The sequence below is a fragment of the Mycobacterium sp. shizuoka-1 genome (genome assembly GCF_002723835.1).
In the GTDB taxonomy this organism is placed as follows: domain Bacteria; phylum Actinomycetota; class Actinomycetes; order Mycobacteriales; family Mycobacteriaceae; genus Mycobacterium.
Window position 1 is genome coordinate 64,309 of the sequence record NZ_BEWG01000001.1, and the last position, 24,939, is coordinate 89,247.

At 66.6% G+C, this 24,939-nt stretch carries 22 protein-coding genes and 1 pseudogene; 18 read left to right on the forward strand and 5 right to left on the reverse strand.

All coding sequences use genetic code 11. The features are described from left to right. The first annotated feature begins 14 nt into the window (after positions 1-14). Genes MSZK_RS00315 through dtd form a run of 3 tightly spaced genes read left to right on the forward strand, consistent with a single transcriptional unit; the run spans position 15 to position 3,651 of the window. Positions 15-1,730, forward strand: a complete 1,716-nt coding sequence (locus MSZK_RS00315; RefSeq protein ID WP_099243658.1) for a thiamine pyrophosphate-binding protein — start codon at positions 15-17, stop codon at positions 1,728-1,730. Positions 1,731-1,757: 27 nt separating this feature from the next. Continuing rightward, positions 1,758-3,194: an aldehyde dehydrogenase family protein gene (locus MSZK_RS00320; RefSeq protein ID WP_099243660.1), complete on the forward strand. Its 1,437-nt coding sequence runs from the start codon at positions 1,758-1,760 to the stop codon at positions 3,192-3,194. A 25-nt stretch (positions 3,195-3,219) separates the two neighbouring features. Further along, positions 3,220-3,651, forward strand: a complete 432-nt coding sequence (gene dtd, locus MSZK_RS00325; protein WP_099243662.1) for a D-aminoacyl-tRNA deacylase — start codon at positions 3,220-3,222, stop codon at positions 3,649-3,651. Here dtd and MSZK_RS00330 read toward each other — a convergent pair. Continuing rightward, entirely contained in the window at positions 3,629-4,948 is a 1,320-nt protein-coding gene (locus MSZK_RS00330) for an MFS transporter (RefSeq protein ID WP_233211044.1), read from the reverse strand. The two genes, dtd and MSZK_RS00330, sit on opposite strands and share 23 nt — an antisense overlap. Before the next feature lie 148 nt (positions 4,949-5,096). Between MSZK_RS00330 and MSZK_RS00335 the strand changes: the two genes are divergently transcribed. The 5 genes from MSZK_RS00335 (at position 5,097) to MSZK_RS00355 (ending at position 10,684) form a co-directional block, all read left to right on the forward strand. Beyond that, positions 5,097-5,660 carry a TetR-like C-terminal domain-containing protein gene (locus MSZK_RS00335; RefSeq protein ID WP_233211045.1) on the forward strand — a complete coding sequence of 188 codons (564 nt, stop codon included), beginning with the start codon at positions 5,097-5,099 and terminating at the stop codon, positions 5,658-5,660. A 71-nt stretch (positions 5,661-5,731) separates the two neighbouring features. Further along, positions 5,732-7,237, forward strand: a complete 1,506-nt coding sequence (locus tag MSZK_RS00340; protein ID WP_199203140.1) for an NAD(P)/FAD-dependent oxidoreductase — start codon at positions 5,732-5,734, stop codon at positions 7,235-7,237. Positions 7,238-7,381: 144 nt separating this feature from the next. Further along, a complete protein-coding gene (locus MSZK_RS00345; protein ID WP_099243668.1) occupies positions 7,382-7,708 on the forward strand; it encodes a hypothetical protein in 327 nt (108 codons plus the stop codon). Between the two features lie 194 nt (positions 7,709-7,902). Then, positions 7,903-9,699: a glycoside hydrolase family 15 protein gene (locus tag MSZK_RS00350; RefSeq protein WP_099243670.1), complete on the forward strand. Its 1,797-nt coding sequence runs from the start codon at positions 7,903-7,905 to the stop codon at positions 9,697-9,699. Continuing rightward, on the forward strand, positions 9,677-10,684 hold the full coding sequence (locus MSZK_RS00355; RefSeq protein WP_199203129.1) for an SDR family oxidoreductase: 1,008 nt from the start codon (positions 9,677-9,679) through the stop codon (positions 10,682-10,684). The genes MSZK_RS00350 and MSZK_RS00355 overlap by 23 nt, the downstream gene beginning before the upstream one ends. Here MSZK_RS00355 and MSZK_RS00360 read toward each other — a convergent pair. Then, positions 10,672-11,163 carry a MarR family winged helix-turn-helix transcriptional regulator gene (locus tag MSZK_RS00360; protein WP_099243829.1) on the reverse strand — a complete coding sequence of 164 codons (492 nt, stop codon included), beginning with the start codon at positions 11,161-11,163 and terminating at the stop codon, positions 10,672-10,674. The two genes, MSZK_RS00355 and MSZK_RS00360, sit on opposite strands and share 13 nt — an antisense overlap. A gap of 200 nt (positions 11,164-11,363) precedes the next feature. Between MSZK_RS00360 and MSZK_RS00365 the strand changes: the two genes are divergently transcribed. Genes MSZK_RS00365 through MSZK_RS00375 form a run of 3 tightly spaced genes read left to right on the forward strand, consistent with a single transcriptional unit; the run spans position 11,364 to position 14,327 of the window. Continuing rightward, on the forward strand, positions 11,364-12,542 hold the full coding sequence (locus MSZK_RS00365) for an FAD-binding domain (protein WP_099243674.1): 1,179 nt from the start codon (positions 11,364-11,366) through the stop codon (positions 12,540-12,542). Positions 12,543-12,582: 40 nt separating this feature from the next. Continuing rightward, a complete protein-coding gene (locus tag MSZK_RS00370) occupies positions 12,583-13,137 on the forward strand; it encodes a nitroreductase family deazaflavin-dependent oxidoreductase (protein ID WP_099243676.1) in 555 nt (184 codons plus the stop codon). Beyond that, positions 13,134-14,327, forward strand: a complete 1,194-nt coding sequence (locus tag MSZK_RS00375; RefSeq protein WP_099243678.1) for a glycosyltransferase — start codon at positions 13,134-13,136, stop codon at positions 14,325-14,327. Before MSZK_RS00370 ends, MSZK_RS00375 begins: the two co-directional genes overlap by 4 nt. On the opposite strand, the gene MSZK_RS00380 is transcribed toward MSZK_RS00375, so the two are convergent. Beyond that, positions 14,317-15,414 carry an enolase C-terminal domain-like protein gene (locus MSZK_RS00380; RefSeq protein WP_199203130.1) on the reverse strand — a complete coding sequence of 366 codons (1,098 nt, stop codon included), beginning with the start codon at positions 15,412-15,414 and terminating at the stop codon, positions 14,317-14,319. The genes MSZK_RS00375 and MSZK_RS00380 overlap by 11 nt on opposite strands. Then, a complete protein-coding gene (locus MSZK_RS00385; protein WP_099243682.1) occupies positions 15,411-18,377 on the reverse strand; it encodes an FAD-binding and (Fe-S)-binding domain-containing protein in 2,967 nt (988 codons plus the stop codon). The genes MSZK_RS00380 and MSZK_RS00385 overlap by 4 nt, the downstream gene beginning before the upstream one ends. A 143-nt stretch (positions 18,378-18,520) precedes the next feature. Here MSZK_RS00385 and MSZK_RS00390 point away from each other — a divergent pair, with 143 nt between their 5' ends. The 7 genes and pseudogenes from MSZK_RS00390 to MSZK_RS00420 all read left to right on the forward strand — a co-directional run. Then, positions 18,521-20,314 (forward strand): thiamine pyrophosphate-requiring protein, encoded by a 1,794-nt coding sequence (locus MSZK_RS00390; protein ID WP_099243684.1) that lies wholly within the window; start codon positions 18,521-18,523, stop codon positions 20,312-20,314. A gap of 4 nt (positions 20,315-20,318) precedes the next feature. Then, a complete protein-coding gene (locus MSZK_RS00395) occupies positions 20,319-20,744 on the forward strand; it encodes a hypothetical protein (protein ID WP_099243686.1) in 426 nt (141 codons plus the stop codon). A 25-nt stretch (positions 20,745-20,769) separates the two neighbouring features. After that, complete coding sequence (locus tag MSZK_RS00400) at positions 20,770-21,462, forward strand: DUF4396 domain-containing protein (RefSeq protein WP_099243688.1); 693 nt, start codon at positions 20,770-20,772, stop codon at positions 21,460-21,462. Continuing rightward, complete coding sequence (locus tag MSZK_RS00405; RefSeq protein ID WP_371411263.1) at positions 21,411-21,947, forward strand: DUF421 domain-containing protein; 537 nt, start codon at positions 21,411-21,413, stop codon at positions 21,945-21,947. Before MSZK_RS00400 ends, MSZK_RS00405 begins: the two co-directional genes overlap by 52 nt. 37 nt (positions 21,948-21,984) lie before the next feature. Further along, on the forward strand, positions 21,985-22,470 hold the full coding sequence (locus MSZK_RS00410; RefSeq protein ID WP_233211046.1) for a MarR family transcriptional regulator: 486 nt from the start codon (positions 21,985-21,987) through the stop codon (positions 22,468-22,470). A gap of 64 nt (positions 22,471-22,534) precedes the next feature. Next, positions 22,535-23,092, forward strand: coding sequence for a hypothetical protein (locus MSZK_RS00415; RefSeq protein WP_099243692.1), 558 nt, complete (start codon positions 22,535-22,537; stop codon positions 23,090-23,092). Between the two features lie 42 nt (positions 23,093-23,134). Then, positions 23,135-24,109: pseudogene (locus tag MSZK_RS00420) on the forward strand (phosphatase PAP2 family protein); the annotation flags it as partial. On the opposite strand, the gene MSZK_RS00425 reads toward MSZK_RS00420, so the two are convergent. Then, complete coding sequence (locus MSZK_RS00425; RefSeq protein ID WP_099243694.1) at positions 24,110-24,913, reverse strand: hypothetical protein; 804 nt, start codon at positions 24,911-24,913, stop codon at positions 24,110-24,112. Positions 24,914-24,939 lie beyond the last annotated feature (26 nt).

The following is a 24,939-nucleotide window of genomic DNA, read 5'->3' on the forward strand; positions in this document are numbered from 1 at the left end:
CCAAGGAGTGTCATATGGGAGTACCGGTCTACAAGCGCATCCTCGACCTGTTCGAGGCCGAAGGGGTCACCACGCTGTTCGGCATCCCGGACCCCAACTTCGTGCACATGTTCACCGAAGCCGAGGCGCGGGGCTGGTCGGTGGTCGCCCCGCACCACGAATTGAGCGCAGGCTTCATGGCCGAGGCGGCATCCCGGATGACCGGGAAGCCGGGTCTGTGCATCGGCACGCTGGGGCCGGGCATGGCCAACATGGCCGGCGCGATCCAGTGCGCACTGGTGGAGAACTCGCCGGTGATCTTCCTCGGTGGGCAACGGGCCAGGGTCACCGAGCGCCGGGTGCGTCGCGGTCGCATCCAATTCGTCCAGCAAGAGCCGCTTGTCGCGGCGTCGGTGAAGTACAGCAGCTCGATCGAATACCCCGACCAGACCGACGAGATCATCCATGAGGCTATTCGCAAGGCCATGTCCGGCACCCCGGGCCCGGCCTACGTCGAGTTCCCGTCACACGTGATCCTGGCCGAGCTCGATGTTCGAGAAGTGTTGCCGCCCAACAGGTACCGACTGGTCAACCAAGGCGCCGGGGCGCCGGAGGTGGCCCGGGCGGCGGCACTGATCCGGCAGGCCGCCAGTCCCATCCTGCTGGTCGGCCACGGCGTGCACACCTCGCGCACCCAGGAAGCGGTCCGGGAGCTCGCCGAGCTGATGGCCTGCCCGGTGATCCAGACCTCCGGCGGCACCTCGTTCATTCCCGGCTTGCAGGACCGCACGTTTCCGTATCTGTTCTCACCAGCCGCCAACGACGCCGTCGAGGCGTCCGACCTGTGCGTCGCGCTGGGCACCGAGCTCGGCGAGCCTATGCACTACGGCCGAACACAGCACTGGGCGGCCAACGACGCCAACCGCACATGGGTGTACGTCGAGCAGGACCCGACCGCGATCGGCGTCAACCGGCCCGTCGACGTGGCCCTGGTGGGCGATCTGCGCGGTGTGGTGCCCCAGCTGGTCGAGGCGCTGCGCGACACCCCCCGCGCGCCGTCGGACACCCTTGAAACCCTGATCGAGGCCGACGCTGCCGAGCTGGCCCGGGTGGCCGACGAGGCCCCGCGTGGCCGGAGCCCGGTGCACCCGGCCCGCTTCGTCGTCGAGGCGACCAGGGCATTCGACGAATACGCACCCGACGGCATCCTGGTGCGCGACGGTGGCGCGACCGTAATCTTCGGCTGGACGTACTCGCAGACCAAGCCGCGCGACGTCATCTGGAACCAGAATTTCGGACACCTCGGCACGGGTTTGCCGTATGCAGTGGGTGCCTCGGTGGCCGAGGGCGGCAACCGCCCGGTCATGCTGCTGACCAGCGACTCGGCGTTCCTGTTCCACATCGCCGAGTTGGAGACCGCCGCCCGCTGCCACCTTCCGCTGGTGTGTGTGGTCGGGGTCGACCACCAGTGGGGCCTGGAGGTCGGGGTCTACAAGCGCACCTTCGACCAGCCCTCCCCGCAGCCCGGTGTGCATTGGAGCAAGGACGTGCGGATGGACACGATCGCCGAGGGCTTCGGCTGCCACGGCGAGTACGTCGAGAAGGACGACCAGATCGGACCGGCGATCGCCCGGGCCTATGCCAGCGGCAAGGTCGGCGTGGTGCACGTCTGCATCGACCCGAAGGCCAACTCCGAGCAAATGCCGAAATACGACCGATTCCGAACGTGGTACGCCGAAGGCACTCAGTGAAAACCCAACCAGTGACAGGATGTTTCCATGCGTGATTATCTGACGTTCTACATCGGCGGACAGTGGGTCGACCCGGTCGAACTGCGCACCCTCGACGTCGACAACCCCACCACCGAACAGGTCGGCGGCAGGATCGCGATCGGCTCGGCGGCGGACGTGGACAAGGCGGTCAAGGCCGCCCGCGCGGCGTTCGGCACCTGGTCGGTGAGTTCGCGCGAAGAGCGCCTCGACGTGTTGCAGGCGATCCTCGACGAGTACCAGAAGCGCGTCAAGGATCTGGCCGACGCCGTCCACGAGGAGATGGGGGCGCCGCCGTCGCTGGCAGCGGGACCCCAGGTGATGATGGGCCTCGGTCACCTGTCCACCGCGATCGACGTGCTGAAGAACTACAGCTTCGACGAACAGCGCGGCCAGACCATGGTGGTCAAGGAACCGATCGGGGTCTGCGGGCTGATCACTCCCTGGAACTGGCCCATCAACCAGATCGCCTGCAAGGTGTTCCCGGCCCTGGCCGCCGGATGCACCATGGTGCTCAAGCCCTCGGAGGTCGCGCCGTTCTCCGGCCAGATCTTCACCGAGATCGTCGACGCGGCGGGCGTGCCGGCCGGCGTCTACAACATGGTGTTCGGCGACGGACCGGGGGTCGGGGTGGCGCTGTCCAGCCATCCCGACATCGACATGGTGTCGTTCACCGGGTCGACCCGGGCGGGTATCGAGGTGGCGCGCAACGCCGCGCCGACTGTCAAGCGGGTCGCGCAGGAACTCGGTGGCAAGAGCCCGAACATCGTTCTCGACGACGAGGCCTTCGCCCAGAGCGTGGCGGCAGGAGTCGCGGTGATGATGATGAACACCGGGCAGAGCTGCAACGCACCGTCGCGGATGCTGGTGCCCAACAGCAGGATCGACGAAGCCGTCACCGTGGCCCGGGCCACCGCCGAAGGAGTCAAGGTCGGCGACCTGGCCGACAGCTCGGCGATCGGCCCGGTGGCCTCGCGGGCGCAGTTCGACAAGGTGCAGGGCCTGATCCAGAAGGGCATCGACGAGGGCGCCACCGTGGTGGCCGGCGGACCCGGTCGTCCCGAGGGTCTGAGCACCGGCTACTACGTGCGTCCGACGGTGTTCGCCGACGTCAACAACGACATGACGATCGCCCGGGAGGAGATCTTCGGTCCGGTGGTGTGCATTCTGGGCTACGACGATCTGGACCAGGCCGTCGAGATCGGCAACGACACCGACTACGGCCTCTACGGGTACGTCTCCGGCGCCGACCTGGACCAGGCGCGTGCCCTGGCCCGCCGGATCCGCGCGGGTGCGGTCACGATCAACCACGCCTTCGACATCAAGGCGCCGTTCGGCGGCTACAAGACCAGCGGCAACGGCCGGGAGTGGGGCCAGGAAGGGTTCGACGAGTTCCTGGAGACCAAGTCGATCCTGGGTTATGCACCGGCGGGTGCGGGGGAGTAGCCGCCCCGACGTAGCATCGGCAGCCATGCGCGTGCTGGTGCAACGGGTCACGTCGGCGTCGGTGTCGGTGGGTGGCGAGGTGGTCGGCATGATCACCCCGGCCGGGCAGGGCCTGCTGGCGCTGGTCGGCGTCACCCATACCGACACCGCCGATGTGTCCCGCCGGATGGCCGAAAAGCTCTGGCAATTAAGGATTCTCGACGACGAACGGTCGGCCGCCGACATGGCCGCCCCGATCCTGGTGGTCAGTCAGTTCACGCTGTACGCCAACACCACCAAGGGCCGCAGACCCACCTGGAACGCGGCCGCGCCCGGCTCCGTCGCCGAACCACTGGTCACGGCGTTCGCCGAGGCGCTGCGCACGTTGGGTGCCCAGGTTCAGACCGGGGTGTTCGGTGCCGACATGGCCGTCGCGCTGGTCAACGACGGACCGGTCACGGTGCTGCTGGAGCTGTGACGCCCAGCGTTCGCAGGGGTTTGCCCTTCGTTTCCCGCACTGTCAGCACGGTCGCCAGCGACACCACCGCGGCGATGGTGACGTAGATGCCTGCGGCGTAGGCGTTACCGGTGCGGGCGGCCAGCAGCGTCACCACGTAGGGAGTGGTGCCGCCGAACACCGCCACCGAGATGTTGTAACCGATCGACAGTCCGCTGTAGCGCACCCGGGTGGCGAACAGTTCGGCGGCGGCCACCAGCGACACCGAGACGAACACCGCCTCGACGGCGGCCATCAGGCAATGCGCCAGGATCGCGGTGGCCAGCGACCCCGAATTCAGCAGCAGGAATGCCGGGTACGCCAGCACGGCGAAACCGGTCGCGCCGGCGATCAGCAACGGTCGCCGTCCGATCCGGTCGGACAGGGCCCCCAACGGCAGGATGAGCACCAGCGCCACGACGCTCGCGGTGGTGATCGACACGAACGACGCCGTCTTGGAGAAGTGCAGGGTCTTGATGAAATAGGTCGGCAGATAGGTGAACACCACATAGAAGCCGACGTTGTGGATGATCATCAGCCCGATCACCTGCAGGATCGGCCCGCGGGCCGTGGTGACGGCCTCGCGCAGCGGCGACGCGGCGACGTGATCGGCTTCGGCGAGTTCGGCGAACGCCGGGGTGTCCTGCAGGCGCAGCCGGATGTAGAGGCCGACCAAGCCCAGCGGACCGGCCAGCAGGAACGGAAGCCGCCAGCCGTAATCCGCCATCGCGTCGTCGGGTAAGGCGGTGCTCAGCAGTGTCACCGTCACCGACCCGAGCAAAAAGCCCAGTACCGCCGACCAGACCAGGAAGGCCACCACCAGCCCGCGCCGACGATCGGTCGAGAACTCGGCCAGATAGCAAGCGCCGCCACCGTACTCGCCGCCCGCGGAGAAGCCCTGAACGCAGCGCAGGAGCAGCAGGCCCAGCGGGGCCAGCACCCCGGCGGACGCGTAGGTGGGAAGCAGACCGATCAGCAGTGTCGAACCCGACATCAGCAGGATCACCAGGGCCAGTACGCGTTGCCGGCCGATGCGGTCGCCCAGCGGGCCGAAGACGAAGCCGCCCAGCGGTCGCATGAAGAACGCCGCCGCGAAGATCGCGAAGGTGTTCAGCAGCGCGGCGGTCTCGTTGCCCGGCGGGAAGAACTTCACCGAGATGTAGGTGGCGAGAAAGCCGTAGATCGCGAAGTCGTACCACTCGACGGCGTTTCCGATCGCCGCCCCCGTGATCACCCGGCGAAGGGGTGCGGTGTTCGTTATGTGATCACCGGTCGGCAAGTGCGTTCTCCTGCAATCGAAGTCATCAGCACCATAACCGGGCAGGGGTTCGGTGCGCGATCTCACCTCGCCGCACCCGCCGAGGTGATTGACTGGTGTGCGGAATATGCACGGACGGGGGTGCGACATCGTTGCCGAATCTGACGACGTGACGGCTCAGGTGCCCGAGGACGTCCGCCGCACGGTGCTGGCCGCCGCCTACGACGAGCTGACCCGATGGGGGCTGGAGCGGTTCGACATCCCGACCATGTGCGCTCGGCACAAAATCGACGAGTCGCTGGTCTCCCGGTACTGGGGCGACGGCCATGCGCTCGCGCTCGACGTCCTGGTGAGCTGGAACGCCGAGATTCTCAGCCCGCCCGACACCGGATCGCTGCGCGACGACCTGCAGGCCCTGGCGGCCGCGGTGGCCCGCCAGGTCAACAACCCGCTGGCCCGGAGTCTGCTGCGGGCCATGGTGGTCGACGACCGTGCCGCCTTTCCCGACGACACCCGGATGGCCTTCTGGCGGCAGCGGTTCGTCAGCATCAACGCGGTGTTCGACCGGGCGGCCGACCGCGGCGAGATGCGGCCCGGTGTGGACCGGGTCGCGGCGATGCAGTTGATCTTCGCGCCGATCAACGTGCGCGCGCTGTACACCAAGGACCAGGTCGACGACGGCTACTACACCGCCATCGCGGACCTGGTCTGGCACGCCATCGCGCAACGGTGACGTAGCCGCTGCCGCATCTGAGTGCGGTTAGCGGCCTCCAAGAGTGGTATGCGACGACCATGAGCGCTCCCGTGGACGTAGTGGTCGTCGGCTCCGGGCCCAACGGGCTGGCTGCCGCGGTGATCGTTGCAGCGGCCGGGCTGTCGGTTCGAGTCCTGGAGTCCCAACGGGCGCCCGGCGGTGGCTGCCGCACCGAGCTGCTGGATCTTGGGGCGCCGTTGCTCCACGACGTGTGTTCGGCGGTGCATCCGATGGCGGTGGCGTCGCCATTCTTCGAGCAGTTCGACCTGGCTGCGCGTGGCGTCGAGTTACCGAGACCGGCCATTGCCTTCGCCCAGCCGCTCGTGGATGGCCGGGCCGCGGTGGCCTATCAAGACCTGAACCGCACCGTATGCGAGTTGGCCGAAGACGACGCGCGGGACGGACAGACCTACCGGCACGTGATGGAACCGCTCGTCGAGAACTGGTCCACCGTGCGCGACATCGGGCTCGGCGACCTACGCAGGGTGCCCCGAAGCGCTCTGCGGCCCGCAGGCATGGCGGGAGCCGCTGCCCTCGCGGGCCGGGCGGTGCAGCTGGGCAGTCCGCTTTGGGACCGGCTGACCAGGGCGCCGCGCGCCGGTGCATTGCTCACCGGTGTCTCAGCACACGCCAACGTCGTGATCCCCGCACTGGCCGGCGGCGCGACGGCGCTGCTCCTGGGGACCCTCGCCCACAGTCACGGCTGGCCGATTCCAGTCGGTGGCAGCCAGTCGATCACCGGTGCATTGCTGGCCGACCTGGCCCGCCACGGGGTTGCGGTGGTCACCGATTGCCAGATCACCGAGGCCGCCCAATTGCCGCGCGCCCGGGCTTATCTGTTCGACACTTCGCCGTGGGAGCTCACCCAGGTGTTCGGCACGCAACTGTCCAAGCACTACCGTTCGGCGCTGGGCCGTTTCACACCGGGTAACGGTGTCGCCAAGGTGGACTTCGCGCTGTCGGGTCCGGTCCCGTGGGCGGATCCGCGGCTGGCCGAGGCGGGGACTCTCCACATCGGTGGCAGTCGAGAGCAGATGAAGCAGGCCGAGCGCGACACCGCCGCCGGGCGGCACAGCAGCACGCCGATGACCCTGGCCAGCCAGCCCACCGTGGTGGATGCCACCCGGTTCGGGCCGAGCGGCGCCCGGCCGCTGTGGACCTACGCCCACGTGCCGAACGGCTCGACGGTAGACATGACCGAAGTGGTCACCGCCCATATCGAACGGTTCGCGCCCGGGTTCCGCGATGTCGTGATCGGCTCGCGCTGCATTCCGGCCGCCGCGATGGCCGGACACAATCCCAACTACGTCGGCGGCGACATTGCAGTGGGCGCGGTGTCGCTCTATCGCATGCTCGCCCGCCCGGTTGCGAAGTGGAATCCATACCGCACACCCCTGGACAACGTCTATCTCTGCTCGGCGTCGACCCCGCCAGGACCCGGTGTGCACGGCATGTGTGGCATGCACGCCGCGGCGCGACTCCTGAACGAACAATTCGGCATTCGCCAACTCCCCGAGATCGGCCCAGCCGCAGTGCCAGGTCTGCCGCCGAGTTGAGGGGGTATGGCTCGGAACAGCGCTTTGACGTCGAAACATATTGAGCACCAACTGGTTTAGCTCCGAAGGTGGCCGGGAAGACGGCTGCGAGATGTCGACTGTGAGAAGGAAGTGTTATCAGTGAGTTCCGCAAGAAATCGAATTGTGACGGTGTCCGTCCTGGCCGCTGCTGCGGCCATGCCCGTCGCGGTCGGCCAATCCGTGGCGCCGGCGGCCGACGCGATCGCGGATCCATGCCCGACCAGCGAGACCACCCAGATCTACTTCGATGGCTGTCTGCCGTCGATCGACTCGCCGTCGCCGGAAGTGCAACTCCGCGGCCCAGATCAGCTGCCCGAGATCCGAGGGGTCCCCTGTGACGGCTCCGACAGCGGTACCTGCATCGGCCTGAGTCAGCTGCCGGGCGGGACGGCCGCCCAGCCGAACGCGACCGCCGATCAGCCCGATACACAGGTTCGATCCTCGCCGTGATCTGGGCGCCGCGACCATCGCTGGTACGGCCAGCCGGCCACCTAAATCAGCATGGGCTCGCCATGGCACAGCCCCAGACCTGTATCACCAGGCAACAGTTGCTGTTAAGCAACTAATCTAAGCGTTCGGTGAGGGCTCGATTAAGGTATCGCGGGTACCGGTATGCGCCGCCACCGGCCGGGTAGCCGGTGCTCATGCCTGCTGTGCCCGAGCCATGGACGTTACGCGACTACGCGTTCGTCGCCGACGGAGAACGAGGCGCACTGATCGGCCCCCGCGGCGAATACGTATGGATGTGCGCGCCCCGGTGGGACAGCGATGCCGTGTTCGGATCGCTCATCGGAGGTGGCGGCAGCTACACCGTCTCGCCGACGGATCCCTTCGTGTGGGGCGGCTACTACGAGTCCGGCTCGCTCATCTGGCGGTCGCGGTGGGTAACAGTGTCCGGCATCATCGAATGCCGGGAGGCATTGGCTTTTCCCGGCCGGGCAGACACCGCTGTCGTCCTCCGTCGCATCGAGGCGATTCGGGGAGACGCCCGTGTGCACGTGCGCTTACAGCCGGTCGCCGAGTTCGGTCGGCTGTATATGCGCAATATCCGCCGCGACGACGCGTGCGCCTGCTGGTCGGCCGACGTCGGACCATTGCGGATGCGATGGTCAGGCGCCGCGGAAGCGCGAGTTGTCGGCGACATTGCCGCAGAGCGTTCGCTGGAGACCACAGTCGTCCTCAGTGAAGGCGAGAGCGCGGATTTGGTGCTCGAACTGTCCGACCGCGAGCTGCCGGATCAGCTGGTGGTTGCTCGGGAAGTCTGGACTGATACCGAAACAGCCTGGGGGGCAGCGATTCCTGGCCTGGGACCGACCGCAGCCCCACGCGATGCCGCGCACAGCTACGCGGTCATGCGGGGCCTGACCACCTCGTCTGGGGCCATGGTCGCGGCCGCCACCATGAGCCTGCCGGAGCGCGCCGACGAGGGAGCCAACTACGACTATCGCTACGCCTGGATTCGCGACCAGTGCTATGCCGGTATCGCGGTGGCCACCGATGGACCACACGAATTGGTCAGCACAGCAGTACAGTTCGTGTCCGAGCGGTTGCTTGCCGATGGTCCGAAGCTTCGCCCCGCCTACACCGGTACCGGCGACGCCGTGCCCGAACAGCGGCGGCTCGACCTGCTGGGTTATCCCGGCGGCTACGATCTGGCCGGAAACCACGTCCGCGACCAATTCCAACTCGACGTCTTCGGCGAGGCGCTGCTGCTCTTCGCGGCCGCGGCGCGCCACGACATGCTCACTACTGACGGTCGCCTGGCCGTCGATGCCGCGGTCGATGCGATCGACGCCAACATCGACCGGCCCGATGCAGGCATCTGGGAACTCGACGAACGACGCTGGACGCATTCGCGCTTGTCGTGCGCGGCCGGTTTGCGCGCTATCGCCGCCGCCGGGATCGACCCGGGCTCGGGCCGATTGAGCACGCTGGCCGACCGCATCGTCGCCGACACCTCATCCCGGTGTCTGCACTCGACGGGCCGGTGGCAGCGGGCGGCCGACGACGAGCGGGTCGACGCGGCGTTGCTCCTGCCCGCACTGCGGGGCGCCCTGACGGGTCGCGACCCGCGTTCGGTCGCGACCTACCGTGCCGTGGAACGTGATTTGAGTCGCGACCACTACGTTTACCGTTACCCACCTCGACGCGGGCTCGGAACCAGCGACAGTGCCTTTCTGCTGTGCGGGTTCGTCATGGCGCTCGCTGCCCTGCAGCAAGGCCACCCGGTCGAGTCATATCGCTATTTCGAACGCAATCGCTCCGGCTGCGGGACGCCGGGGCTGTTCTCCGAGGAGTACGACGTCCGCCAACGCCAGTTGCGCGGGAACATCCCGCAAGCCTTCGTCCACGCGCTGATGTTCGAGTCCTCGAGCACGTTGGCGCAGGTCACCGCAGACGACATGAAAGGAACCAGTGATGGCTTCATCGATGAACGGTAAGACCGTCGTAGTCACAGGCGCCAGCGCCGGAATCGGCCGCGCGGTAAGCCGGATCTTCGCGAGCGAGGGGGCGAATGTGGGTCTCCTGGCACGCGGGCGCGACGGTTTGGCTGCCACGGCCGCCGAGGTCGAGCAGGCCGGCGGCCGACCGCTCGCTGTCGCCGCCGACGTGTCGGATCATCGCCAGGTCGAGATGGCCGCAGATGCCATCGAGGCTCAGTTCGGTCCGATCGATGTCTGGGTCAACGTCGCCTTCGCGTCGGTGTTCGCCCCGTTTGACCAGATCCAACCCGACGAGTTCAAGCACGTCACCGAGGTGAGCTATCTCGGCTTCGTCTACGGCACGATGGCGGCATTGCGCACAATGCGGCCCCGTAACGCGGGAACCATCGTGCAGGTCGGATCGGCACTGGGTGGACGGGCGATCCCGCTACAGTCGGCCTATTGCGGAGCCAAGCACGCCGTGAACGGCTTCACCGAGTCCTTGCGCACCGAGTTGATGCACGATCACAGCGGAGTCCATGTGACGGTGGTGCAGATGCCGGCTGTCAATACGCCCCAGTTCACCTGGGTGCTGTCTCGGCTGCCGAAGCATCCGCAGCCGGTTCCGCCGATCTACCAGCCTGAGGTCGCGGCTCGCGCGGTGCTGTTCGCCGCCAAACATCCTGCCCGTAAACAGTTCTGGGTCGGGGCCAGCACGGTGGCGACGTTGCTGGGGCAACGCGTCGCGCCCCGCGTGCTGGACCGCTATCTGGCGGCCACCGGTTACACGTCGCAGCAGACCGATGAGCCGGCACCACGTAACGCTCCGAATCTGTGGCAACCCCGAGACGACGAACTCGATGCCGACCAGGGTGCGCATGGGTCCTTCGATGACAGGTCACACGACCACAGCCCGCAGTGGTGGCTGCGGGAACACATCGCACCGATCGCCGCGGTGGCCGGGGGAGCTGCGGTCGCGGCGTTGGCCGGTTACATCCGATAGCCGTCAACTTCGAGACGGGCCGCGGGCTCACCGCCGGCCACGGTGAATGCGGTGAGCGTACGGACGAGGCCATGCCGCTCGCGATTCGGCATTTTGGCCACCACGCGCGCGATCTCGTCGCGGCGGTGCTCGGTCACCTCGCGCACGATCTGCTGGCCGCGCGTCGTCAACTCCACCACCAGCTCACGTCGCGAGTCAGGATGCGGCCGTCGATTGATCAGCCCCGCCGTGACAAGACGCTCTACCATTCGACCCGTCGTCGACGGCTGCACGTCCAGGAGTCCAGCCAGAGTGGCGACGTTGACCGCGCCGCGGGCCGACAGGATGACGAGCGTGCGAAACTGCGGAATGGTGATTGTCTCGTCGACCTGAGCGATCGAGCGGGCGGAGATCGCCACCAGCAGACGAGACGCGGTCAACAGCGCATCGATGATCGCATCCGACGGGTCGTCGTCGGCCGTCCCGTTGTTCGGCGTCATCGGTTCCTCCATCACATGGGCGGTGTACTCCGCTCCAAATGTAGCGTGGCTCAGAGCGATTGCCTGCGCCAATCAAATACCACTGGCTGCAACTGTTGCATAGTGCTATGGTTTCATGTGAGCGGCGCGCCACTACGCCTGATGCACGCGCGCCGGCTCGCCATCTGAGTGGATTCCGGCCGATGGGCAGGACGTACGAGATGAAAATTGCGATCAGCGGGGCCGGGGTGGCCGGTCCGACACTCGCGCACTGGCTTCACCGGTGCGGGCACGAACCGACATTGATCGAACGTGCACCGCACTTTCGCGCCGGCGGCTACCTGGTCGACTTCTGGGGGGTGGGATACCGCGTCGCGCAACTCATGGGGGTGGAGCCACTGATCCGCGATGCCGGATATCAGCTCGAGTCGCTGCGCTCAGTGGGACCAGACGGGCAAACGCTGGCCAGTATGCAGGTGAGCGAATTTCGGCGAGCTGCAGGCGGTGAACTGATCAGCGTGGCGCGTGGCGACCTCGCGGCAATCATCTACGCCACCATCGAAGATCGGGTCGAAGCGATCTTCGACGACAGCATCACCGCGATCGATCAGAACCCGGACGGCGTCACGCTGACTTTCGCGCGCACGCCGACACGAGACTTCGACATTCTCGTCGGCGCCGATGGTTTGCATTCGAACGTCCGCCAACTGGCGTTCACTGCAGACAGGGACGCGGAGTGTTACCTGGGATGCCTGGTCGCGGCGGCCGTCGTGGAGGGCTATCGGCCCCGCGACGACCTGGTGTACATGACCTATGGCCGGCCCCGCCGGTCGGTCTCACGGTTTTCGCTGCGCGGCGACCGTACCCTCTTGCTGTTCGTGTTCCGGTCCGATCAACGCAGCGATCCCGGGAACATCGAGGCGCGAAAAGAACTGCTGTGGCACGAGTTCGGGGATGCCGGCTGGGAGTGCAAACAGATCCTCACCGCAGTCGAGGATGCCGACGACCTGTACTTCGATGTGGTGGGCCAGATCCGGATGGACCACTGGTCGCAGGGGCGGGTGGCATTGATCGGAGATGCGGCCGCCTGCGTCTCTCTTCTCGCCGGCGAGGGCACTGGTCTGGCCATGACTGCCGCCTACGTCCTGGCTGGTGAACTCCAGCACGCGCAGGGTGATCACCGTCGCGCATTCCTGGCATATGAAAAGCGGATGCGCCCGTTCATCGAAGACAAACAAGGCGCCGCGAAGAAACTCCTTCCGGTGTTTGCGACCAAGACCGAGCTCGGGCTACTGATTCGCCACCTGGTGATGCGGGCGATGAATTTCGGCCCGATCTTCGACCTTGTCGCCTCCGGCACTTTGCGCGACGACTTTGAGTTGCCCGACTACTCGATGTGATGTCGGCAGCCGATCCCGGTCACGGAGAAAGGACTAGCGCATGAGGGTGGACAAATCCGTCGAACCCCCCAAAGGTCTGTCCCGCTTGCTCTTCCGGATGCCGATCTACGCCTACCGCGTGGGCTGCGGCTGGATCTTCGGAGATCGGCTTATGCTGCTCAACCATATCGGACGGCTCACCGGCGCACCGCGCCAAACTGTGCTTGAGGTGGTCAGTCACGATCCCGGGAAAGATCGATATGTCGTGGCCTCCGGCTGGGGGCCGACCTCAGCCTGGTACCGCAACGTGCTGCACACCCCACAGGTCAGCATCCAGGTCGGCAGGCGGACGATACCGGTGACCGCTGTGCCTCTTTCGCCGGAAGATGGAGCCGACATCTTCGCCCGATACGCGGCACGACACCGCACCCTGGCCCGACTCCTACTACCGCGTCTGATGGGCTTTTCGGTCGACGGATCCGAGGACGACTTCGGAGCCGTAGGGCGCCACTTGCCTTTTGTCGAGTTCGTTCCGCGCGGCCAGCCGCTCGGCCGACCAGTAACCGAGTCAAGCGATCCCAGCACTGTCGCGAACGACGAAAGGAGCAAGGGATGAGAACGGCGGTCGTGGCCGAGGACGCCAGCCCTCTGGCAGTGGAACCCGGGCGCGATGCCGGTGTCAGGAGCATCTACGTCGCGGAGCTGTCGGCGGCGATGGCTGCTCGCGGCCACGATGTCACTGTCTACACCCGGCGCAGTGACCCGGACAGCCCGCAGTGCATTGTGACGGCACAGGGTTACACCGTGGTGCACGTGGACGCCGGCCGGGCCGAGCCGTTGCCGGAAACCGAGGTATCGGACTACCTCGCAAAATTCAGCCATGCACTTGCCGAGCACTGGGCCGAAGAGCCGCCCGACGTGGTGCACGCCCACTATTGGACATCAGGCGTCGCAACGGAATTCGCCACCCGTGGCACCGGCATTCCGACAGTGCAGACATTCCACGAGCTGGGCGCCGCCAAAGACCGGCAGATCGGCCGGCACCACACCGAGGTAACCGCACGGAGGAAATTGGAGGGATTGGTCGCGCGGCACGCCTCGTGGGTCGTGGCAACTTACACCGACGAGTTGCGGGAGCTGATCCGGCTGGGGTGTCCGCGATCTCACGCCTCGGTTGTGCCATGCGGCGTCGACGTCGACAAGTTCTCGACAACCGGCCCCAGCGCCGGGCGTGGCGACCGCCCCCGCATCGTCGCTGTCGGTACCGCAGCGGGCCACAAGGGATTTGACACGATAATCATCGCGCTGCGGGCTATTCCTCGGGCCGAGCTGGTGATCGTCGGCGGACCTGACGTCGAATCCCTCGCCGAGGACGACGAGGTGCGGCGGCTGTCGGTGCTGGCCTCCGAACTGGGCGTGGCTGAACGCGTGGTGTTCACCGGACCAATACCACATGACGCCATGCCCGAAATGCTGCGGTCGGCTGACGTGGTGCTGTCCACCCCGTGGAGCGAAGGCTTTGGCATCGTGCCGCTGGAAGCCATGGCCTGCGGAGTTCCGGTCATCGCCTCGGCGGTGGGCGGCATGCCCGACACCATCGTGCACGACGTGACCGGCTGCCTGGTGCCGCCGCGTAACCCGCGCGCCATAGCTGCGGCCACCACGAAGATGCTCAACGACGCGTTCCTACGGCGCAGTCAGGGACTTGCCGGACGAGATCGTGCCTGCGCGCGGTACGCCTGGGATGAAGTCGCGGACGAAGTGCTGCGCATCTACGAGGTCTGCCGGTCAGGGGCTACTCCATGATCGAGAAGTCGGCGGCGCCGGCCGCCATCGTCATTCCGTGACCGGGACGTCGGGTCGGCACTTCCAGTGCGCCGCCGCTCACTGTGGGGACCCCATCGACCAGAAGCGGCTCAAGTCGCACGTGGTCGTCGAAACATTCGACGTGACGCAGGTGGGGGACCGCCGCCGCAACCGGGGCGTGCAACGACGGCGCGCAATGCCCCGAAACCTCAAGATTGTGTGCTGCGGCGATGGCGCACCCACGTAGGAACCCCGTGTACCCGCCGCAGCGGGTGGTGTCGAGTTGTAGGCAATCGACGACCGGGGCCAGGGCTTGTGCATCGTAGGTGTCACTGATGTATTCGCCGGCGGCGACGTCGGCAGTGACCGCACGTCTGACGTCGGCGAGACCGGCCTTGTCGTCACTGCTGACCGGTTCCTCGAACCAGCGAAGCCCCAGCGCGGCCAATTCTTGTCCGACCCGTCGGGCTTGGCCGCTCGTGTAGGCGCCGTTGGCGTCGACCATCAATTCGACGTCGGGACCGGCGATCTCACGTAACAGCGTCGCTCGACGCATGTCCCATCCGACGTCGTTACCGAAGTCCTTTCCGATCTTGATCTTCATGGACCTGCAACCGGCTGCCCGCCACGCCGCGACGTCCTGGGCGATCTCGGCGTCGGTCGAGGTGGTGAACCCACCCGAGCCGTAGATCGGAACCCGGTCGCGGACCTGACCGAACAATGTGGTGACCGGGACGGCGAGCAGTCGCGCCTTGAGATCCCACAGCGCGATGTCGACCGCGCTGATCGCCTGCATCACCAGACCTTTGGTACCCAGATTGCGGCATGCGCGGTGCATCGCCGACCACGCGCCTTCGATGTCGAACGCGTCGCGGCCCTGCACCGCCGGTGTGAGATTGTCCGCGATCACCGCGGCAGCAGCCGTGCCGCTGTACGTCCAGCCCAGACCTTCGGCATTGCCGGCATGTACCTCGGCGGCAACCGCGGTCGTCGCATCCCATGTCAGGGTGCCGTCGGATTCCGGGTGCGGAGCCGGAAATCGGTACGCCGACACCGTCACGCGCTCGATCGCGGGGGCGGCCGTCACGATATCGCCTTACTGCGGTGATGCCGGAAGGCCAGAGTTGCACCGAGGATCATCGCAGCGCCGATGCCCGCGCGGGAAGGACGTACCCCGCGGCCGCTGTCGTCGTTGGCGCGCCGATCGAGGGCGTCGGCGAGCACCTCGACGGTGTGGCGCGGGCTGCGGTCAGGGGCCAGATGCCTGATCTGGGTGCGGCAGCTGAAGCCGTCGGCGATGATCGTCGTCTCGGCATCCGCGGCGCGGACCACCGGCATCAGCTTGTCCTCGGCGCACTTCACCGAGACGTCGTAATGGCCGTTTTCGAAGCCGAAGTTGCCGGCGAGACCGCAACACCCGGCGTCGAGGACCTCGGTGGAAAGCCCTGTCCGGTGCAGCATTTCGTGGTCGTGGCCGACGCCGAGAATGGCGTGCTGATGGCAATGCGGTTGCATGATCGCCTTGCCGTCCCGCTGGTGCGGGCGCCAGTCCGGTGCGCGTTGGGCGAGTAGCTCTCCGATGGTATATGTCTGTCGGGCCAGCCGATGTGCATCTTCGTCACCGTGGAACAGCTCCGGCAAGTCGGAGCGGAAGACCGCCGCGCAGCTGGGTTCCAACACCACGACCGGGCTGCCGTCGCGTAGAGCCGGCCTGAGAGCACCCAAGGTACGCCGTAGAACACGCTGGGCGACCTCGAGCTGGCCGGTGGAAATCCAGGTCAGCCCGCAACAGACAGCCTGGTGCGGAACGGTGACCTCGAACCCGGCGTCTTCCAGGACGGCGACCGCGGCCTTGGCGATGCCCGGATCAAAACTGTTGGTGAAGGTGTCCGGCCAGAGCACCACGGTACCGCGGCTCCCCGGGTGCACGGTGCGACGGCGGAACCAGTCGGTGAACCGCTGGGCGGCGAAGCGCGGGATGTCGCGGTGTTGGTCGATACCGCCGGCGGCGCGCAGTGCGGTCGTGAGGCCGGGCGTGTGCGCCAGTGCGTTGATCGGCCGCGGCGCGGCAGCGGCGATGCGGGCCAGCAAAGGCAGCCAGCCCATCGAGTAGTGGGCCAGCGGGCGGAGTCGGCGTTTGTAGTGGTGATGCATGAATTCGGCCTTGTAGGTAGCCATGTCGACATTTACCGGGCAGTCGCTGCGGCACCCCTTGCAAGCCAGGCACAGATCCAGCGCGTCGCGAACTTCCGTCGACCGCCAGCCGTCGGTGATGACGTCGCCCTGCAACATCTCGAACAGCAGCCGGGCGCGACCTCGCGTCGAGTGTTCCTCGTCGCCGGTGGCCCGGTAGCTCGGGCACATCACCCCGGATTCATGGCCGCGGCATTTGCCGACCCCCACGCAGCGATCAGCGGCACGAGAGAAGCGATGGTCGTCATCGGGATAGGCGAACAGCGTCTCGGGTTCGATCGGGCGGAATGTGGAACCCCAGCGCAGATCGGCATCCATCGGCCGCGGATGCACGACTTTGCCGGGGTTCATCTTGTCGAGGGGATCGAAGATGCTCTTCAGTTCGCCGAACGCCTCGATGATGCTCTTGCCGAACATGATCGGCAACAGCTCACCGCGCTGCTGGCCGTCCCCGTGCTCACCCGACAGCGATCCGCCGTAGCCGGTCACCAGCTGCGCTGCGGCCTCGACGAAACTGCGGTACTTGGCGATTCCCGAGGCAGTGGTCAGATCGAACGGGATGCGGGTGTGTACGCAGCCCTGTCCGAAGTGTCCGTACAACGAGGCACTGCCGTAGTCGTAGCGCTCCAGCAGCTGCTGAAGCTCCGCCAGATAGTCGCCCAGTCGCTCGGGAGGCACTGCGGCGTCTTCCCAACCCGCGTGGGTGTTCTTGCCATCAGGCTGGTGTGCGGTCGCGCCGAGTCCGGCCTCTCTGGCGCTCCACATCCGCTCTTGCTGGTCGTTGTCGTTGATCACCACCGAGTCCTCAGTGGCGCCGCGGGTGAGGTCGTCGAGCATGGCCCGGGCGCGCTTGTCGGCTTGCTCGGGGTCGTCGCCGTTGAACTGGACGATCAACCAGGCGTCACCGCTGGGCAATTCGTCCAGTGCGCCCTCGGCGAGGTGCTTGATGTGCTCGAGGGAAACGAGGCGACTGTCGAAGCCCTCCAGTGCGGCCGGTTGGTGCGGCAGGATCTGGTTCACCGCCGCTCCCGCCGACTGGATGTCGGAGAAGCCGAGGACGGCGAGCACGTGTGCGTTCGGCCGCCGCACCAGCGCGATTTCGGCTCGCAGCACCGTGACAAGCGTGCTCTCACTGCCGACCAGCAGGCGGGCGGCGTCGAAGCCCTTCTCCGGCAGCAGATAGTCCAGGTTGTAACCGGAGACACGGCGGGGGATGTCGGGATAGTGCTGTCGGATTTCGTCGGTGTATCTGTCGCGAAGGCCAATCAGTCGACGGTACAGGTCGGCCCTGTCGTCGTCGCCGGCCAGGATCTCGGCGAGCTGTTGATCGGAGGTGGGACCAACCCACAGTCGTAATCCGTTGTAGGTCAACACCTCTAGGCGCCGGACGGAGTCCACCATCTTGCCGTAGGCCTGCGCCGTTGCCCCGCAGGAGTTGTTGCCGATCATGCCGCCGATCGTGCAACTCACGTGGGTGGACGGCCGCGGTCCGACCATCCAGCCCGATTCCTTCAGGGCGTCGTTGAGGTCGTCGAGTTTGATGCCGGGTTCGACGACGGCGGTCCCGGCCGACTCATCGACCGACACCATCCGGGTGCAGAACTTGCTCCAGTCGATGACCACTCCGGTATTGGTGCATTGGCCGGCCAGGCTGGTGCCCCCGCCGCGGGAGAACACCGAGCAGTCGTGTCGTCGACACGTCGCAATCGCTTCGGTCGCGGCTTCCGGGGTACGCGGCACAACCACACCGATGGGGATCTGGCGGAAGTTGGAGGCATCTGTGGAGTAGGCGCCGCGGCTGCCGGTGTCGAATCGGACCTCGCCGTCGACACGCCGTTCGAGTTCCTCGCGCAACATCGTGCGGTCGCGGCCGATTAGTTGATTGGAAGCAAGGATTGCCACTGGGAAACTCCTGTCAAACCGGTTTGTGTTCAGCGGCTTCGGGTAAGCGCCGTGCAGAACAGCAGATACCGGGTGCCCGCCGATACAGAGGAGAAAACATGGCAAAGACAGTTGCGGATTACCTACTTTCCCGCTTACGGGACTGGGGAGTTCGACATGTGTTCGCCTATCCCGGCGACGGGATCAACGGGATCGTCGGCGCCTTCGGGGCTGCCGACAACAGGCCGCAGTTCGTGCAGGCGCGACACGAGGAGATGGCTGCCTTCGAGGCAGTGGGTTATGCAAAATTCGGTGGCGAGCTAGGGGTGTGCATGGCGACCTCCGGCCCCGGCGCCGTGCACCTCCTCAACGGGCTCTATGACGCCAAGCTCGATCACGTGCCGGTCGTCGCGATCGTCGGGCAGACCGCACGAAGCGCGATGGGTGGGTCTTATCAGCAGGAAGTCGATCTGCAGTCGCTCTACAAGGACGTGGCCAGCGACTACCTGGTGGAGGTCAACGTCGCAGAACAATTGCCGAATGCCCTGGACCGGGCGATCCGGACAGCTCTGACCAGACGGGCGCCGGCGGCGCTGATCATTCCTTCGGATCTGCAGGAAGAGGAGTTCAGCCCACCGCAGCACGCGTTCAAGCAGGTTCCGTCCAGTGACCCGAGCTTCGACTATCCGGTACTGGAGCCCCCGCAGTACGCAGTACGACATGCTGCCGAGATCCTCAACGCCGGCGAGAAGGTCGCGATCCTCATCGGCCAAGGCGCCAGGGGTGCGGCGGACGAGGTGACAAAGATTGCCGAACTCACCGGTGCCGGGATAGCGAAAGCCTTACTGGGCAAGGATGTTCTTCCCGACGATCTACCGTATGTGACCGGCTCGATCGGACTCCTCGGCACCCGTCCGTCCTACGAGCTGATGCGTGACTGTGACACCCTGCTCATAGTCGGGTCGAATTTTCCCTACACCCAATTTCTGCCGAAGTTCGGCCAGGCGCGGGCGATCCAAGTCGACATCGACGGAACCTCGATCGGTATGCGGTACCCCACCGAGATCAACATCGTCGCCGATGCCGCCGCGACCCTGCGGGCGATCATCCCATTGTTGCAACCAAAGGACTCGACAACGTGGCGTGACGACATCATCGACAACGTCGCGCGGTGGTGGGAAACCATGGAGAAGCAGGCAATGCTGTCCGCCAAGCCGGTCAACCCCATGCGGGTGGTCTGGGAGCTGTCAGCCCGGCTGCCCGGTGATGCGATCGTGGCGGCGGACTCCGGGTCGTCCACCAACTGGTACGCACGATGCCTGAAAGTCCGCGACCGGGTCCGCGGATCGCTGTCCGGGACGCTGGCCACTATGGGGCCCGGTGTGCCGTACGCCATCGGCGCCAAATTCGCTCATCCCGACCGCCCTGCGATCGCGCTCGTCGGCGACGGCGCGATGCAGATGAACGGCTTGGCCGAACTGCTCACCATCTCCCGCTACCACCGACAGTGGACCGATCCGCGACTGGTGATCTGCGTGTTCCACAACAACGACCTCAACCAAGTCACCTGGGAGCTCAGAGCGATGGGCGGATTCCCGAAATTTGAGGAATCGCAGGCACTTCCGGATGTGTCCTACGCCGACGTCGCGCGTTGTATGGGGCTGGAGGCCATCGCCGTGGATGGACCCGACGACATCGGGAAGGCGTGGGACCGTGCGTTGACCGCCGACAAGCCGACCGTGATCGACGTGTACTGCGACCCGGAGATGCCGCCTATACCGCCGCATGCAACCTATGAACAAGGAAAGGAGCTGCTCACCGCGCTGGCCAAGGGCGACCCGGCCCGCTGGCACATCATGATGCAGGGCGCGAAAGCCAAAGCCCAAGAGTTCGTACCCCACCGGCAGGGGTGATTCGATGAACGGGCTGGCTCTGTCCCGCGCCGGGTTCGGCCTCGTGGTGCTGGTCGCCCCCGACGAGGTCGCCGGACATGTAGGCGACCGGAACCTGAGCAACGGGACCCGGGCGGCCATGCGGATTCTCGGCGCTCGGCTGCTTGCCGAATCTGCCGTGTGCGCGGTCCGACCGACCAGGTATGTGTTGGCGATGGAAGCAGTCGTGGACGTCATACACGGGATGACCATGGGCGCGGTTGCTGTTTTCAGCCGCAACGACAGCCGCCGGCGGGCCGCTGGGGCGAATGTCGCCACGGCAACGGCATTCACCGTCGCCGATCTGATCGCGGTTCGGCGGCACCAGCCGTCGAGCACACCGGCGAGCAGCGCCGTGCTGAGGTGGCGGAACGCGGTGGCCGAGTGGCTGTGCCGGTGGCCGCTGCGATGAGGTCGCGAATCGTTCGGAGGTTGGTGTGGCGCCTGCCTGGCTCGTGACGCTGTCCTGGTGCGCGCTGACCCTGGCCGCGCTCAGTTCTGTGATCATCCTCGCCGACATCTACGGGCGAGGCTATCGGCAGCGGATGCGGGTGATGGAGGCGGTGTGGCCGGTGACCGGCCTGTACTTCGGCCCGATCGCAGTGTGGGCGTATTGGCGCTACGGAAGGCCGCAGAGCAGCAAGTGGTTGGCGGAACGTAATCGCAGAAATCCGCCCGACAAGCCCGGCTGGGCCACCACCGCGATCGGCGTCAGCCACTGCGGGGCGGGATGCACTCTTGGTGACATCATCGCCGAATTCGCGGTGTTCGCGCTCGCCCTCGAACTGTTCGGGCGGGCGCTGCTTCCGGAGTACATCGGTGACTACACGGCCGCACTGATGTTGGGAATCGTGTTCCAGTACTTCGCGCTTGCCCCGATGCGCGGCTTGGGGCTGCGCAAAGGACTGATAGAGGCGGCCAAGGCGGATGTGCTCTCCCTGACTGCATTCGAAGTGGGGCTGTTCGCTTGGATGGCACTGACGTCGCTCGTCTTCTTCGACACCCATCCGCTGCACCCGAACAGTCCTGTCTACTGGTTCCTCATGCAGATCGGCATGATCATCGGTTTCGCCACGGCGTGGCCGGCCAACGTCTGGTTGATCAGGCGAGGGATCAAAGAGGCGATGTGAACGGCTGGGAACATGCTCTGATCGGCGACTGGCCGCAAGCACTCTGGACGGCAGTCAAGGCGTTGACGCTCTTCGTCACTGCGGCAGGGGCTTTCCGCGTCACCCAACGACGCGCCATGGCGGAATTCACTCCGTTCGATTGGGTCACCGCAGTGGCCGTGGGCGCGATCGTCGGGCGGACCGCGACTGCGTCGGACACCTCGTGGCTGACGGGGGCGGTGGCACTGGTGACGTTGATCTCGGCGCATGCGCTGGTCACCCGGATGCGGTTCGTTCCGTCGCTACGGCGCATGGTGGATCCGCCGCTGCGCGTGCTCATCCGCGACGGTGAGATCGACGAACGAAATTTGCGGCGCAGTGGGCTGACTCGCGCCGATCTCGACGCGGTGCTGCGACAACACGGCCATGACGGCCCGCGCGCCGTCCATCTGGCATTGTTCGAAGAGAAAGGTGCGGTGTCGGTGCTGCCCGCGAGACGTGATTGACCGCGGCTGGCACCGCGCGACAAGGAGGAGGCGGGGCTTGCAGCAGTCAATCGACGGGCCGTCGGCGGCAGATGTCGATGCGGTATTACGCGCCTCCCGCGCGCTCGTCGGCATTGCGGCTGCCTCGATAGCCGAAATCTCGGAATCCGTCACCGTTCCGCAGCTGCGGGTGCTGGTGATGATCGACACCCACGGACCGTTGAATCTGGCGTCCGTTGCCGCTGCGCTGGACATCAGCCCCTCCAACGCCAGCCGGATCTGTGATCGGCTCATCCGGGCCGGCTTTCTGCATCGGCAGGATTATGCGGCGGACCGCCGCAACATCTCGCTGTCGCTGACCACCGAAGGCAGGCAACTGGTTCGTAAGATGAACCGCCACCGTCGCCGTTCGATCACCAGGGTGCTGCGCGGCATGAGCACCGCCGAGCGGACGGCGGTCATCAGCGCGTTGGATGCCTTCGCCGCCGCCGCGGGTGAACCGGCCGACGATGCGGCACTGCGCCTGGTGTGGCCGCCGGCTTGACAGCGCCGATTTGTTACCGGCCCGCGCCCTGGCGGCGACCCCGGACGTGAGAACGTAGACCCCTATGCACACGCACAGTTTCGTCAGCTACGAGGAATTCGGGCGCCGGTTCTTCGAAGTGGCGGTCACCGAGGAGCGTGTGGCCGCGGCATTCGCCGAGATCGCCGGCGGTGAGTTCGAGATGGGTCCGATGGCGCAGGGGCCGGCCGGGCTGGCCAAGGTCACCGCGAAGGTGCGGATCCAGCAGCCGGTCGCCCGGCGCAGCGTGGGCGACACCATCACGTTCAACGTGCGGATTCCGCTGGTGATCGAGCTGGTGGTCGATCTGCGGCTGGACAAGCAGCGGTTCATTGTCGACGGCGACATCGCCCTGCGGGCCACCGCCCGGGCCGCCGAACCGCTGCTGCTGGTCATCGACGTGGCCAAGCCACGGTCCTCGGACATCGCGGTGCATGTGACGTCGAAATCGGTTCGCGGCGAGATCCTGCGCATCGTGGCCGGAGTCGACGCCGAGATCCGCCGCTTCGTGGCGGCCTACGTCGCCGACGAGATCGACAGCCCGGCCTCGCAACAGGCGAAGGTCATCGACGTGTCCGAGGCCGTCGCCTCCGCCTGGGACTGAACATGCGGCGAGTTCGGTGCCGATAATGGGTAATCGGTTGCGATGGCCGCGATCGATCTTGTGCCGGCCCGGCGCGCCGCGGTGGCGGTCTGGGCCGCGACAGTCGTAACCCTCACGGCCACAGGCGGTTTGGCGTTCAATCGGGAACTGATCCTGGCCTACATCTGCACCGGGCTGCTGGCGGCCAGCATCGGGCGCCGTCGGGTGCTGCAGATCGTGCGGGACTGGCTGCCGTTCGCCGTGGTGTTGATCGTCTATGACCTGAGCAGGGGAGTCGCCGATCTGATCGGCACGCCGACCCAGTGGCGCTGGCAGCCCCACGTCGATCAGGCGATGTTCGGCGCGGTGCCCACAGTGTGGCTGCAAGAACACCTCAAGCAGCCCTTGCCGCCCTGGTGGGAGGTGGTTGTCAGCACGGTCTACATGTCGTTCTTCATCCTGCCGTACGTGGTGGCCGCGGTGCTGTGGCTGCGCGACCGCGACGAGTGGAAGGCGTTCGTCCGCCGCTTCGTGATCCTGTCGTTCTCGGCCCTGGCCGTCTATGCGGTGATGCCCGCCGCCCCGCCGTGGGCGGCAGCCCGCTGCGAGCCGGCCGACGTCGCGGGCGGTCCCGCCGAGCCGGCCTGCATGTTCCGCCCGGTCCCGCGCGCCGACGGCGGGCTGCTGGGTCCGGTCACCGTGTCACACGACGGCGCCAACGCCTTCGTCGAGCGGATCTCCACCCGGGGCTTCGGCACCCTGCACCTGGACGTGGCCCGTGCGTTGCTGGACGAGGGGCAGGCCAGCGTGAACCTGGTGGCCGCGATCCCGTCGCTGCATGCCGGCCTGTCGGCGATGATCGCGGCGTTCTTGTGGGGGCGGGTCCGCCGCGGGTGGCGGCCGCTGCTGGCCGGGTACGTGGCGATCATGGCATTCACGCTGGTGTACGCCGCCGAGCATTACGTCATCGACATCCTGCTGGGTTGGCTGCTGGCGATCGTCGTGGTGGCGGCGATCCGCCGCTACGAACGCCGGCGGCTATCCGCGGCGGCCGCGACCGGTGAGATTCAATGGCCGGCCGACCGCGCTGAGCTGAGTGAGGACATCCTCGACCCGCGTCCTGGGCACCTCGGCACGCCACTGCGGCAGGGTGCCGGTCAGATGCAGCGTGCCGGGCCCGAACGACAGGCTCGTCAGGGTCAAGCCGCTGGCCAGGTCCGGTAGTCGCACCGGGTAGGCGGGAGTGCGGGCCGGCAACGTCCACCGGCTCCGCCGGGTGCGCACGGCCCGGGGGTGCAGCCACAGTGTCGATCCGTCCAGCGTCACCCCGACCTCGACGCTGCCCAGTCCCGGGCGGCGTGCCCACCGCAGCCGGGCGACACCGTCGTCGTCCACGTGACCCGAGATCCGGGGCAGCGCGTCGGCGAACACCTCGTCGAGTGCGTTGGTCGACACGTCGATGCTCACCTCGACCGGCGCGGCCACCAGCACCGGCGGCACGCCGGGACGCAGGTGGACATTGTGCAGGACGACCGATGCGTGCTCGAAATACCGGTCTGCCCACCGGATGTCGGTGGCCGTCAGGCGAACGTCGTTCAGCTGACCGACGGCCAGGCGGCGGACGTCGAGCCGCGAATCGAACTCGGTGACCGTCAGCGTGATGTCTCCGCTGTCCAGGCGCACGGTCAGCGTTCGGCCCACCACCAACCGCTTGACGGTCAGAAACAGGGTCCGATAGGCCACCGCCGCCCCGGAACTGACCGGCGCCGAGGACCACACCGAGGACAACATGTCCAGTGGCCGCAGAAGATCCCAGCGGGCGAGACCCAGTGAACGTGCCATAGGGCTACTCATCCTGCTCGGTCGGC